Here is a 12,660-nt window from a genome sequence, read left to right as displayed (position 1 = left end):
GGGGGTGCTGTGTCCGAGCACAGCGCCCCCGCTCCCGTTAGGTGTTAACTAGCTCCGTCAGCCGGTGATCTTGGCGTCGGTCGAGGCGCCGAGGTTCTTGATGACCCCGCCGACGACCTGGTAGACGTAGATCGCGTTCGTCTGCGGCTCGCCGTTCTCCTTGAACTTGATCTGCTTCGACGCGCCCTTGAAGTCCTCGGTCTTGAGGAACTCGTTGATCTTCTCGCCGGTGGTGTTGCCCGCCTTGACCGCGTTGATGATCGCGGTCGCCGCGTCGTAGCCCTCGGTCGCGTAGATCGCCGGGTCGACGTTGAACTTCGCCTTGTACTTGGTGGCGAACTCGTTGGTGGCGCCGGCGTCCGGGATGTTGCACGGGCAGCCGATGACCGCGCCGTCGGCGGCCGCGGCACCCGCGCCCGAGACCAGCTGCGGGTCGAGCGAACCGTCACCGGTGGCGAAGATGGCCTTCACGCCGCCGTCGCGGAGCTGCTTGAGCAGCCGGCCGCCCTGGGCGTAGTAACCACCGAAGGTGATGACGTCCGGGTTGGCCGCCTTGACCTTCTGCACGGTCGACGAGTAGTCCGACGCGTCCTTGGCGAACTTGTCGCGCTCGGTCGTGATGCCCTTGTCCTTGAAGGTCTTCTCGAACGCGTCCGCGAGGCCGACGCTGTACTCCTGGTCGTCCGAGAGGACGTACGCGTTCTTCGGCGACTTCGCCGTGATGAGGAAGTTCGCGATCGCGGGGCCCTGGTCGTTGTCGTTCGCGACGACGCGGTGCCAGTACTTCCAGCCGTTCGCGGCCAGGCCCGGGTTGGTCGCCGACGGCGACACGCTCGGAACCTTGCCCTGCTCGAGGACGCCGCCGACGGCCTTCGACTCACCCGAGAAGGCCGGGCCGATCAGGGCGGTGATCTTGTCCGTCCCGATCGCGGTCTGCACCAGCGAGGTGGCCTGCTCCGGCTTGCCCTGGCTGTCGTAGTTCTTCAGCTCGAGCTTCACGCTGGGGTTCGTGGCGTTGTACTCGTCGATCGCGAGCTTGGCACCGTTGTTCGGCGGGATCACGATCCCGGAGTTCTCCCCGGTCAGGTCGCCCATGAACCCGATCTTCAACGTGCTGCTGTCGCCACTGTTGCTCGACGAGCCGCCGCCGGCGCAGCCCGCCAGCGCGAGCGACGTCGCCGCTGCGAGGGCGAGAACCCGTCCAAAACGCACTCCTGACACCGACTACCTCCCATGACCAACCAGCCGCCGGTAGGCGTTGCCCCCGACACAGGGGCTAGGTTAGGGCAGGAAGATATCCCTCTCGCCCGTCATGTGCACAGGCGGCCTCACTACTCTGTGTCCACATCGTGACGATCGCAACCGACACGAATTGCACGAAAAGGCGAACGACGTTTCGTTACAGCCCGCCGCTGGTCACGCAGCGATGCTAAGTATCGGCGCTCGTTCTGCGAATGGGTGACAGCCGTGTTTCCTCGGTATGTCATGGCCCATTTCGGCTGCCGGTGCGTGGCCGGTTTCCCGGCGATCCGCTGTTCACCCTGGCGGGGGCCCCGCGGGGCGGGCACCGCCGTAGGGATGCACCTTACGTCCGGTTCGGGCGGCGAACGGACCAGCCCCCCGCTCACCGGGAACCTCAGGTCTGCCCGAACGGCCGCCTCCCCGGGCACCCGCGGCCACAACCACCGGTTGTCGTGGCCGCCGGAACGGCTGTTGGACCCGCCCCGCTCCCCGGCGGTTGGCTGGAGGCAGCCGAGAGACAGGGAGAGAAGGATGCGGGAAGTGGTCGAGGGCGTCGCGGCGGGCGTGCCGTTCGTGGCGCTGGCGCCGGCGGACCCGGAGGCGCCGGCCGCGCTGGTGGCGGGCTGGCACCTGATGGAGGTGCCCGCGAGCGAGCAGGCCTTCGCCGATGCGGTGCCGATGGCCGGCCTGCAGGCGTGGCGGGTGTACTTCGGCCTGCCGCTGACCGGGGCCCGGCTGCCCGAAGGCGGCCCGGCGGAGCTGTTCCGGCGGGCGAGCGAGGACGCCGTGCTCAACGTCTTCCAGCCGGTCACCGAACAGGCGGTGGCGGAGTTCCCTGCGGTACTGGCCGAGCTGCGGGACCGGCTCCCGGGCGTGGACGGCCGGCTCGGCGTGTTCGGCGGCTCGGCGGGCTCGCTGGTGGCGCTCGAGGTGCTCGCCCGCGGGGCCGTAGCCGTCGAGGCCGCCGCCGTGGTCAGCCCGGTCGCGCAGCTGGCGCCGGTGATCGGCCGCAACGAGCGGCTCTTCGACGTCACCTACCCGTGGACCCCGCGGTCCCGGGAGGTCGCCGGCCACTACGACTTCGTGCGCCGGGCCGGGGAGCTGACCACGCCGCTGCTGCTGGTCGCCGGGGCGGATGACGACGTCGCCGTGCGTGAGCCGGCGGAGGCGCTGCGCGAGAAGCTGGGGACCGAGCTGGTGACGGTCGACGGGATGGCGCACGAGTTCGCCCCGGGGACGCCGGCCGCGAAGCAAGTCGACGCGGCGTTCAGCGAGTGGTTCGCGCGGCGGTTGCCAGCCTGAGGTCGTCCTCCGGCAGCCAGGCGTGCTCCGGGTCGTAGGCGCACCAGTCCTCTTCACGGCTGGTGCGCCCGGCCAGGGCGAGGAGCCGCCGCAGCGCCGGGTGCGCCTTCCCGCGGCGCCAGACCAGCGACCACGGGAACAGCGGGGACGGCTCGAACGGCAGCACCTTGAGGTCGAGGTCCGGTGCGAGCTCCATGTCCGCCCCGGCGAGGGTGACGCGTCGCTTGCCGTAGCGGGTCTGCTCCAGCGTGTGCCGCAGGTCGTAGCTGACGCCGGAGTCGTCGATCGGCACGTCGAACCGGTCGCACATCGCCTGCAGGTAGGACAGCCATTCGGCGGCCCCGCCGGAGCCGGGCAGCCAGATCCCCTCGGCGCGCAGCTCGTCGAGCCGCAGCACGTCCTGCTGGGCCAGGGGGTGCTCCGGGGCGAGCAGCGCGACCAGCGGCTCGAGCCGGATCATCCGGTGCTCCAGCTCGTCGGGCAGCGGCCCGCCGAAGCCGGTGACCCGGCCGACGGCGGCGTCGAGCCGGCCGGACAGCAGCGGTTCGACGGCGTTGGCGAACCCCCCGCCGGCGACCCGGTCGATCCGCAGCGCCGGCTCCCGCTCGGCGAGCCGGCGCAGCAGGAACATGGGGGACAACCGGAAGTCGACGACGTCGAGGCGCAGCGGCCGGTCCTCGGCGCCCATGGCGGCCACCGCGGCGTCGGCCATCCGCACCAGCTCGCGCGCGTGCGGGAGGAACCGCTCGCCGTCGGCGGTGAGCTCCACCGAACGGTTGGTGCGCAGGAACAACGGCGTGGCGAGGGCGTCCTCGAGCTTCCGGATCCGCTTCGACAGCGCCTGCTGGGTGAGGAACAGCGCCTGGGCCGCGCGCCCGAAGTGACGCTGTTCCGCGGTCACGACGAAGGCCCGCACCTGGGCGAGGTCGAGGTCCACCGGCTCAGGCGCCCGGCGGGCGGTCCCGGACGACGCAGGTCAGCCGGGCGGTGCAGGTGCGCCGGCCCTCGTCGTCGGTCAGCACGATCTCCGCGGTGATGGTGCCGCGGCCGACGTGCAGCGGCGTCGCGACGCCGGTGACGGTGCCCGAGCGGACGGCCCGGTGGTGCGTGCAGGACAGCTCCAGCCCCATCGCGGCGCGGTCCGGGCCCGCGTTCAGCGCGGCGACCGTCGAGCCCAGCGCTTCGGCGAGCACGGCGTTGGCGCCGCCGTGCAGCAGGCCGTACGGCTGGAGGTTGCCCTCGACCGGGATCGTGCCGACCACGCGTTCGGCGGTCGCTTCCAGGAGCTTCATGCCGACCTTGTCGTTCAGCTGCTGGTCCGCGGCCGCCGGGTCGATGCCCGACAGCCGGTCCACGTCGATGGGGGCGGCACTTTCGGTCACGCAAAGCTCCTGTTCCTATGCGACACGTAAGAGTGTCGGACCCTCAGCCTAGACTCGGGCCCGTGAGCCCGAGTGAGAAGACGACCGTTGCCAACGCCACAGGAACCACCGCGACCGGAACCAGCACCGAGCGGCCGAAGCTGCTGCTGATCGACGGTCATTCGATGGCCTACCGGGCGTTTTTCGCCTTGCCCGCGGAGAACTTCAAGACCAAGACCGGGCAGGTCACCAACGCGGTCTTCGGGTTCACTTCGATGCTCATCAACCTGCTGCGCGACGAGACGCCGACCCACCTCGCGGTGGCGTTCGACCTCTCGCGCAAGACGTTCCGCTCGGAGACCTTCGCGGACTACAAGGCGAACCGCAGCGCGACCCCGGACGAGTTCCGCGGCCAGGTGGACCTGGTCCGGGAAGTCCTCGACGTGCTCGGCATCCCGTCGCTGACGAAGGAGAACTTCGAAGCCGACGACATCATCGCCACGCTCACGACGCAGGCGACGGCGGAGGACTTCGACGTCCTCATCTGTACCGGCGACCGTGACGCGCTGCAGCTGGTCACCGACCAGGTCACCGTGCTGTACCCGAAACGCGGCGTCTCGGAGATGACGCGGTTCACGCCGGACGCCGTCGAGGAGAAGTACGGGCTCACCCCGCGGCAGTACCCGGACTTCGCCGCGCTGCGCGGCGACCCCTCGGACAACCTGCCGAACATCCCCGGCGTCGGCGAGAAGACCGCGGCCAAGTGGATCAAGCAGTTCGGCTCGCTCGACGACCTGATCGACCGCGTCGACGAGGTCAAGGGCAAGGCCGGGGAGGCGTTGCGCGCGCACCTCAGCTCGGTCCAGCTGAACCGGCAGCTCACCGAGCTGATCCGCGACGTCGAGCTGGAGATCGGCCCGGCGGGGCTGGAGCTGCGCCCGTGGGATCGCGAGGCGGTGCACGCGCTGTTCGACGAGCTGGAGTTCCGCGTCCTGCGGGACAGGCTGTTCGCGACGCTGCAGAGCGCCGAGCCGGAGGCCGACGAAGGCTTCGAGGTCTCGGGGTCCGCGCTCGCCCCGGGCGAGCTCGCGGCCTGGCTCGCGGCGCACGCGGGCGAGGGCGAGCCGGTGGCGCTGGCCTTCCGCACCGCGGGCGCGTCGGTCCGGTCCGACCTGCGCGCGGTCGCTTTCGCCTCGGCCGACGGCGAAGGCGCGTACGTCGACGTGACGGCGATGGACCAGGCCGACGACGCGGCGCTCGCCGCGTGGCTGGCCGACCCGAAGATCCGCAAGACCGGCCACGACCTCAAGGTCCCGCTGCACGCGATCCGCTCCCGCGGCTGGGCGCTGGCCGGGCTCGCCATGGACACCGCGCTCGCCGCGTACCTCGTGCGGCCCGGGCAGCGCACGTTCGAGCTGGACGACCTCGCGCTGCGGTACCTGCACCGCGAGCTGCGCTCGGAGACCGACGGCGGCGACGGGCAGCTGTCCCTGCTCGACGGCGGCGCGGAAGGCCTGGAGCAGAAGGAGATCGACGAGGAGCTGGTCAAGGCCCGCGCGATCTTCGAGCTGGCCGGCGCGCTCGACAAGGAGCTCGACGAGATCGGCGGCGCGCGTCTGCTCGCCGAGCTGGAGCTGCCCCTGCTGGAGGTCATCACCGAGCTGGAGATCGCCGGCGTCGCCGTCGACCTGGAGCAGCTGACGACTCTCGAGGCGCACTACCTCTCGCGCGTCACGCAGGCGGCCGAAGAGGCGTACGCGGTCATCGGCAAGCAGATCAACCTCGGCTCGCCGAAGCAGTTGCAGGTCGTGCTGTTCGACGAGCTCGGCATGCCGAAGACCAAGCGCACCAAGACCGGCTACACCACCGACGCCGAGGCGTTGCAGGGCCTGTTCGAGAAGACCGAGCACCCCTTCCTGCAGCACATGCTGGAGCACCGGGACGCGACGAAGCTGCGCACCACCGTCGAGGGCTTGATCAAGTCCGTCGCCGACGACGGGCGCATCCACACGACGCTGCTGCAGACCATCGCGGCCACCGGGCGGCTGTCCTCGACCGAGCCGAACCTGCAGAACATCCCGGTCCGCACCGAAGAGGGCCGCCGCATCCGCGACGCCTTCGTGGTCGGCGAGGGCTTCACCGAGCTGATGACCGCGGACTACAGCCAGATCGAGATGCGGATCATGGCGCACCTCTCGAAGGACGAGGGCCTCATCGAGGCGTTCAACTCCGGCGAGGACCTGCACACCTTCGTCGCGTCGCGCGCGTTCTCGATGCCGCCGGAGGAGATCACGCCGGAGCTGCGCTACCGCGTCAAGGCGATGTCGTACGGCCTCGCGTACGGGCTGTCGGCGTACGGGCTCTCGCAGCAGCTGCGGATTTCCACCGAGGACGCCAAGGCCCAGATGGAGGCGTACTTCGACCGCTTCGGCGGGATCAGCGACTACCTCCACTCGGTCGTCGGCATCGCGGCGAAGAACGGGTATACGGAGACGGTCTTCGGCCGCCGCCGTTACCTGCCGGACCTCAACAGCGACAACCGCCAGCGCCGTGAGATGGCCGAGCGGATGGCGCTGAACGCCCCGATCCAGGGCAGTGCGGCCGACATCATCAAGGTCGCGATGCTCAACGTCCACAATGCGCTGGTCGAGGCGAAGCTGAAGAGCCGGATGCTGCTGCAGGTGCACGACGAACTGGTGCTCGAGGTCGCCGAAGGCGAGCGCGAAGAGCTGGAGAAGCTCGTGCGCCACGGCATGGGGTCGGCCTACGAGCTGGCGGTGCCGCTGGAGGTCTCGGTCGGCTACGGCCGGTCCTGGAACGAAGCCGCGCACTGACCTGAGTCTCACGCTGCGTCGCGACCCGGATCACCGGGTCGTGGCGCGGGTGTACTCGGGCGGACGTCGTGGGGCGCTGCCGGTCGCGGCAATGCTGGCGTGCATGGCCAGTGACTTCCAGCGACGCAAGATCTCCGGTGTGTTCGGCGCGATGGACGCCGACGACGACGGCTACCTGACCGAGTCCGACTTCCGGGCGCTCACGGCGAGATGGCTCGACCTCCGTGGCACCGACGGCAGCACCCCTGAGGGGGAGAAGCTCGCCGCCGTGATGATGGGCTGGTGGACGACGCTGCGCGACGCGTCCGACCGCGACCGCGACGGCAAGGTCAGCCTCGACGACGTCCTCGGCGTCGTCGACGAACTCCCGAAGACGCCGGGCGCGGTCACCAGCACCGCGGCCGCGATGTTCGAAGCCGTCGACGAAAACGGCGACGGGACGATCTCGGCGGCGGAGTACCGCCGGATGATCGAGGCCTGGAGCGGCGTCGGCACCCCGACGGACGAGGTGTTCGCCTTCCTGGACACCGACGGCGACGGCCGCCTGTCCCACGACGAGTTCACCGGCCATTGGTACGAGTTCTGGGCGGGCGACGACCCGGCGGCGCCGGGGAGCGCGGCCTTCGGCCGGGTCTGACGGTCAGGCGGTGCAGTGCCGGGTGATCTTTCGGGCAGACCGCCGGACGGGGCCATGGTCCCGCTGAGCGGTCTCCGGAGGACCTTGCGTACTCACTTGCGCACAAAACCGTTGGCATTACGACGAACGGAGGACTCCGTTCGGGTGAGCCATTACCGCTGGGTAGGGAGGTCGGCGCCCGAGGCGCGACGATCACGGCGTAGGGTCCGCCGAATGGGGTTCGAGCGTGAGCGACGACGCTGGCGGGTCCGGCTGCACGACGAACTCGGCCGGGTGTGCGGCGCGGGCACGGTGCTGGACGAGTACCACGTCCTCACGAGCGCGCACGTCGTCGAAACCGCCGGGGGACCGCGGTCGTCGTTGAGCGTCGACTTCGTCGGCCTCGCCGAGGCGATGCCCGGCACGGCCACCGTCGTCGAAGGCTGCTGGGTGCCCTCCGACGGAGGCGGCCGCGGCGATCTCGCCGTGCTGCGCCTCGATCGCCCCGAATCCCGCGTCTTCCGCGCGCCGCTGCACCGCATGCCGCTCGGCGAGCACCAGCTCGTGCGCGCCTTCGGGTTCCCGCCGGGCTCGGTCGGCCGATGGACCCACGCCCGGCTCGGCGGTCCCGAGCACCCGGGCGGTCCCGGGGGCGAGTGGGTGCGGCTGTTCCGCACCGCCGAAGCCGAACCGCTCGGCCCCGGTTTCGGCGGCACGGCGGTGCTCGACGAGGCAACCGGCCACGTCGTGGGTGTCGTCGTCGGCAAGGACACCGGCACCTGGATGATCCCCGTCGAGACCATGCTCGGGCACCTGCCGCAGCTGAGCATCTGGACCTCGGGCAGCCCGGCCGTCGACGCCAGTTTTTCGCGCCCCGTCGGCGAAGCCGTCGACGTCTCCTTCGTGCAGAGCGTCGCCGACTGGTTCGCGAAGGCCGAGCCCGGCACCGTCTGGGTCGTCGACACCGGCGAGGCCGGTTCGCCCGTCGCCGCGGCGCTGCGGTTCGGGATCGTCCTCGCCGACCGCGAACGCTCCCTCGGCGTGCCCGGCCTGCCGCCCGCGCTCGGCGAAATGCCGCCGGCGGGCAGCGTCGACCTCGCCGTCGACGCGACCGGCCGCACCGCCGACGCCGTCCGCCACCGGATCGCCGACCGGCTCACGACCGGCGTCGCGGGCCGCACCCTCGTCGTCGACGCGATCGACGACTCCGCCGAACCGGACCGGCTCGTCGGCGAGGTGCTGGCGCCGCTCGCCGGCCGCGCGGCCGAGTTGGGCATCCGCCTGCTGCTCGGCTTCCGGGAGGAGTCTTCGCCCGGCGTCGCGGCGGTGCAGGCGAGCACCCTGGGGGCCCGCCCGGCGCCGGACGACCTTTCGGGCCGGCTCGACGTGCTGACCCAGTCCGTCGAGGAGCTCGCCGAGATCGAGGCGTACCAGCTGCGCGTGGCGACCCGGTTCACCGGCGTCGCGATGCTGCCGGCCCGGGCCCAGCGACTGCGCGGCGCGCTGAAGCAGCTGCGGTCGGCCGAGGTCGACGGTGACGCGGAGTGGGTCGAGAAGCACATCGGCGGCCACGAGCACGCGGTCGCCCCGGCGGTCGAGGACGGCCGCCGCCAGCGCGCGGTGCTCGACGGCCTGGTCGCCCGCCGCGAGGAACTGCGGGCGCGCCTGGCCGCGGACAACGAACTGACCCGCGAGCACGGCCTCGAGGGTGACCCCGAGCTGGAGCAGGCCTACGTGCCGGCGAAGAGGTTGCTGATCGACGGCCCCTGCGAGCTGACGGCGGCGGCCACGGCGGTCGACACGTACGCGGCGGCGGTCCGAGCCCGCATCGAAGACCGCGGCTGACGTTCGGCGCCGGAACTGTCGGTGCCGAACGGTAAAGTGGAAAACGGGGGGCGCCCCGCGGGCCGGGCGGGCGGTGGGGCCCGTGCGCACTTGTCTCCGGATGCAGTGAATGACTCATTCCTGTCGTCCGGCGACAGGAATGAGTCATTCAAGACACCGGCGACCGGCCTCAGCGGCGGCCCAGCCCCCGGATCAGCACCATCACCGCTTCCCGCACCTCGGCCCGCGTCCGCTGCGGCCCGAACACCTGCCAGTCCAGCGCCACCACCAGCATCGTGCCGAACAACCCGGCCGCCGCCGTCGGGATCTCCACTCCCTCCGGCAGCCGCCCGGCGTCGTCCAAGCGCGACAGCTGGTGCTTCACGATGGAGATGATCTCCTCGCGCAGCAACGAAAGCGTGCCGTGCCACTGGCCCGGCGTCCGCCACAGCTCGCTCACCAGGATCTGCGAGAACCCCGGGTACTGGGCGATGAACTCCAAGGTCACGTCGACCTGCGCCTCGATCACGTCGAGCGGATCCGCATCCGAAACCGCGGCGCGCAGCCGAAGAGCGAGCATGTCCACCCCGTACCGCAGGAGCCCGTCGACCAGGCCGTCCTTCGAGCCGAAGTTGTAGTAGACCGTGCCCTTCGCGACGCCGGCCTCGGCGGCGATGTCGTCGACCGTCAGCCCGACCAGGCCCCGGCTCTTCGAGAGCCGCAGGGTGGCCTCGAAGAGCTTCTGCTTCGTCCCGCCGCTCACAGGCTCAGCTCGGGTTTGAGCGCGGACACCGTCCAAACGCGACGTTTGCGCGCGGCCAGCGTGGACACCAGGACCCCGCCGACGAGGTACGCCAGCAGCACCCCGATGTCGCCGAGGATCTGCACCGTCGCCCCGCTGTAGAAGAGGTGGCGGAAGCCGTCGATCGCGTAGCCCATCGGCAGCACCACGTGCAGCGGGTACAGCGCGTCCGGGATGGTCTGCCACGGGAACGTCCCGCCCGCGCTGACCAGTTGCAGCACGAGCAGCACCAACCCGAGGAACTTCCCGACCGCGCCGAAGAACGCGTTGAGCGCGTGCACTACCGACGTGAACGTCAGCGACACCAGCACGGCGAACCCGATCGCGCCCAGCGGGTGCGCGATGTGGATGCCGACCAGCCACGTCACCGCGCCGAACAGCACGACCACCTGCGCGATGCCGAGCAGCGCCGACGACAGCCAGCCGCCGACCGCGACCCGGAACGGCGCCGCCCCCGCGGTCAGCGACCGCGTCGAGAGCGGCCGCAGGATGAGGAACAGCACGAACGCGCCGATCCAGGTGGCCAGCGAGATGAAGAACGGCGCGAGACCGGCGCCGTAGGTCCCCGCCGACGCCTCGCCGTTGGCGTTCACCGCCACCGGGTCGGCGATGGTGTTGGCCGTCGCTGCGCGCGTCGGGTCGTCCGGGTTCGGGATCTGCTGGAGCCCGGCGGCCAGCCCGTCGCGCAGCTTCACCGCGCCGTCGGCCAGCTGGTTGGTGCCGGTGACGGCGGTCTTCTCGCCGTCGTTGAGCTGCGAAGCGCCGTCACGCAGCTGGTTCGCGCCGTCGGACGCCTGCGCGATGCCGTTCGCCAGCTGCGGCGACGCGGCGGCGAGCTTGGCCGCGCCGTCGGAGACCTGCCGGGCGCCGTCGGCCAGCTTCGCGAGGTCGCCGTTGGCCTGCTGGATCTTGGTGTTGGCCTGGTCGACGGGGGAGCGCAGCTCGTCGGCCTTGGCGACGATCGCCTGGACCTGGGCCTCCGGCACGCCGGCGTCGCGCAGGTCCGTCATGAGCTGGGTGCGGTAGCCGTCGAGCTTGCCCTGGATGCCGGAGGACGCCGTGGCGGCCAGCGACGCCGCGTCGGCGACCTTCTGGTCCCCGGTCGCCACCTGCGAAGCGCCGTCGGCCAGCTTCTGCGTCTGCGAAGGCAGATCCGCGGTGCTGCTCTTGAGCGTGCCCAGGCCGGTCGCCAGCGTCGACGAGCCGTCCGCGAGCTTCGCGGCACCGTCGGCCAGCTGCTGCTGCCCCGACTTCAGCTGGTCGGCGCCGTCGGCGAGCTGCGACGCACCGGTCGAGGCTTCCTGGATCTTGGCGTAGATCGTGGAGAAGCCGACCAGGAACCGGTCCGCGGCCTCGCTGCCGACCTTCTCCGCGATCGTCTTGCGGACCTGCTCGGCCACCTGCTTCGCGATGGTGCCGGACAGGTAGTTGTTGGCGTCGTTGGTGGTCAGCGTGATCGTCGCCTGCTGCGGCTGGAAGTTGCCGACCGAGAGCAGCGCGGCGGAGAAGCCGCTGGGGATGCCGATCGCGAAGGAGTACTTGTCGTCGCGGACGCCGTCGCGCGCCTCCTGCTCGGACACCTCGTGCCACTGGAAGGTGCCGGACTTGACCAGCTCGTCGGTCACCTCGCGGCCGACGTTGCGCTGCTGCCCGCCGGAGTCCTGCGCGCCGGTGTCGCTGGTGAAGACGGCGGCGGGCAGCTTGTCGAGCCGGCCGTACGGGTCGTAGTTCGCGTAGAGGTAGAAGGACGCGTAGAGCAGCGGCACCAGCACGAGCGCGACCAGCGCGAGCTTGGGCATCGTGCCGGTGGAGAGGCGGCGCAGCTCGTTGCGCGCGATCCGGAAGGCGTTCATTCGGGGACTCCGTCAGTGCTCTCGGGGAGCTCTTCGGTGGGGGCGGGTTCGGGGGCGTGGTGCTGCGGCTCGGGCTGCTCGGCCGAGCCGAGGCGCGCGGGCGGGAAGGGCAGCGCGGACAGCGGCGTCGTCGCGGCGAGCACCACGACGGCCAGGCCGCGCTCGGCCTGCTCGCGCGCCAGGCCGGCCCAGCTGTCGACGTCACTGGTGTGCCGGTCGGGGGTGTCGAGGACGAGCAGCCGCACGCCCTTGCGCCCGGCGGCCAGCTCGGTGAGCAGCCGCGTGCGCAGGGCCGGGGCGAGGTTCTCGAACCGCGTGCCCGCGAACGGTGCGGCGTCGTGCTCGGCGAGCCAGCGGGCGACGTCCTCCTTGCCCGCCGGGCGGTGGGCGAGCGCCAGCTCCTCGCCGACGACCACGCGCAGCGCGAGGGCGTCGTCGGGCTCGCTGACGCCGGGGGCGTCGACGACCGCGACGAGCTCGGCCAGGCCGGCGTCGGTTCCCTCGGCGTGCACCGTGCCGGTCGTCGGCTTCAGCCGTCCGGCCAGCGCCAGGCCGAACGCGGTGACGCCGACGCCGGGTTCGCCGTGCACGATCGCCAGGTCGCCCTCGCCGACGGTCAGCGAGGTGGGCGGTAACAAGGGGCCGTGGTGTCCTTCGAGGGACACCCGATCGGCTCGGACCTGCACGGTTACTCCAGCGTCGGGAACTTTTTGAACTGACCGGTCAGTTCAAAAAGCTAGTCCTCGCGGAGGGGTGCGGCAAGATCACCGGACGCACGTCACACTCGTGGGTGACACACCGGGCGAAGCGGTCCCGCGCCGACGGA

Annotated in this window: 10 protein-coding genes; 4 read left to right on the top strand and 6 right to left on the bottom strand. The window is 71.3% G+C overall.

Annotation, left to right across the window (positions count from 1 at the left end; translation table 11 throughout):
- Positions 1–57: 57 nt before the first annotated feature.
- Complete coding sequence (locus AB0M59_RS24125; protein WP_364618570.1) at positions 58–1,212, bottom strand: branched-chain amino acid ABC transporter substrate-binding protein; 1,155 nt, start codon at positions 1,210–1,212, stop codon at positions 58–60.
- A gap of 561 nt (positions 1,213–1,773) precedes the next feature.
- Here AB0M59_RS24125 and AB0M59_RS24120 point away from each other — a divergent pair.
- Positions 1,774–2,544, top strand: a complete 771-nt coding sequence (locus AB0M59_RS24120) for an alpha/beta hydrolase (protein WP_364618567.1) — start codon at positions 1,774–1,776, stop codon at positions 2,542–2,544.
- Here the strand turns inward: AB0M59_RS24120 and AB0M59_RS24115 are convergent.
- Positions 2,510–3,481, bottom strand: coding sequence for a LysR family transcriptional regulator (locus tag AB0M59_RS24115; protein WP_364618564.1), 972 nt, complete (start codon positions 3,479–3,481; stop codon positions 2,510–2,512). The two genes, AB0M59_RS24120 and AB0M59_RS24115, sit on opposite strands and share 35 nt — an antisense overlap.
- A 4-nt stretch (positions 3,482–3,485) precedes the next feature.
- The gene (locus tag AB0M59_RS24110) at positions 3,486–3,926 is read right to left on the bottom strand and encodes a hotdog fold thioesterase (RefSeq protein ID WP_285480053.1); all 441 of its coding nucleotides are present in this window, start codon (positions 3,924–3,926) and stop codon (positions 3,486–3,488) included.
- A gap of 62 nt (positions 3,927–3,988) precedes the next feature.
- Between AB0M59_RS24110 and polA the strand changes: the two genes are divergently transcribed.
- The 3 genes from polA to AB0M59_RS24095 all read left to right on the top strand — a co-directional run bounded on the left by polA (position 3,989) and on the right by AB0M59_RS24095 (position 9,200).
- On the top strand, positions 3,989–6,739 hold the full coding sequence (polA, locus tag AB0M59_RS24105) for a DNA polymerase I (RefSeq protein WP_364618560.1): 2,751 nt from the start codon (positions 3,989–3,991) through the stop codon (positions 6,737–6,739).
- Positions 6,740–6,842: 103 nt separating this feature from the next.
- Complete coding sequence (locus AB0M59_RS24100) at positions 6,843–7,376, top strand: EF-hand domain-containing protein (RefSeq protein WP_364618557.1); 534 nt, start codon at positions 6,843–6,845, stop codon at positions 7,374–7,376.
- 213 nt (positions 7,377–7,589) lie between these two features.
- The gene (locus AB0M59_RS24095; RefSeq protein WP_364618554.1) at positions 7,590–9,200 is read left to right on the top strand and encodes a trypsin-like peptidase domain-containing protein; all 1,611 of its coding nucleotides are present in this window, start codon (positions 7,590–7,592) and stop codon (positions 9,198–9,200) included.
- A gap of 169 nt (positions 9,201–9,369) precedes the next feature.
- Here AB0M59_RS24095 and AB0M59_RS24090 read toward each other — a convergent pair whose 3' ends face one another.
- The 3 genes from AB0M59_RS24090 to AB0M59_RS24080 are packed head-to-tail and all read right to left on the bottom strand — an operon-like array spanning position 9,370 to position 12,520.
- Positions 9,370–9,942, bottom strand: coding sequence for a TetR/AcrR family transcriptional regulator (locus tag AB0M59_RS24090; protein ID WP_364618551.1), 573 nt, complete (start codon positions 9,940–9,942; stop codon positions 9,370–9,372).
- Complete coding sequence (locus AB0M59_RS24085) at positions 9,939–11,834, bottom strand: YhgE/Pip domain-containing protein (protein WP_364618548.1); 1,896 nt, start codon at positions 11,832–11,834, stop codon at positions 9,939–9,941. Before AB0M59_RS24085 ends, AB0M59_RS24090 begins: the two co-directional genes overlap by 4 nt.
- Positions 11,831–12,520, bottom strand: a complete 690-nt coding sequence (locus AB0M59_RS24080) for an ABC transporter ATP-binding protein (protein ID WP_364618546.1) — start codon at positions 12,518–12,520, stop codon at positions 11,831–11,833. Before AB0M59_RS24080 ends, AB0M59_RS24085 begins: the two co-directional genes overlap by 4 nt.
- Between the last annotated feature and the right edge of the window lie 140 nt (positions 12,521–12,660).

It is taken from the genome of Amycolatopsis sp. NPDC051371, from assembly GCF_040682155.1.
Lineage (GTDB): Bacteria > Actinomycetota > Actinomycetes > Mycobacteriales > Pseudonocardiaceae > Amycolatopsis.
The sequence above is the reverse complement of the archived record's forward strand: the minus strand, read 5'-3'. Positions and strand labels throughout refer to the sequence as shown.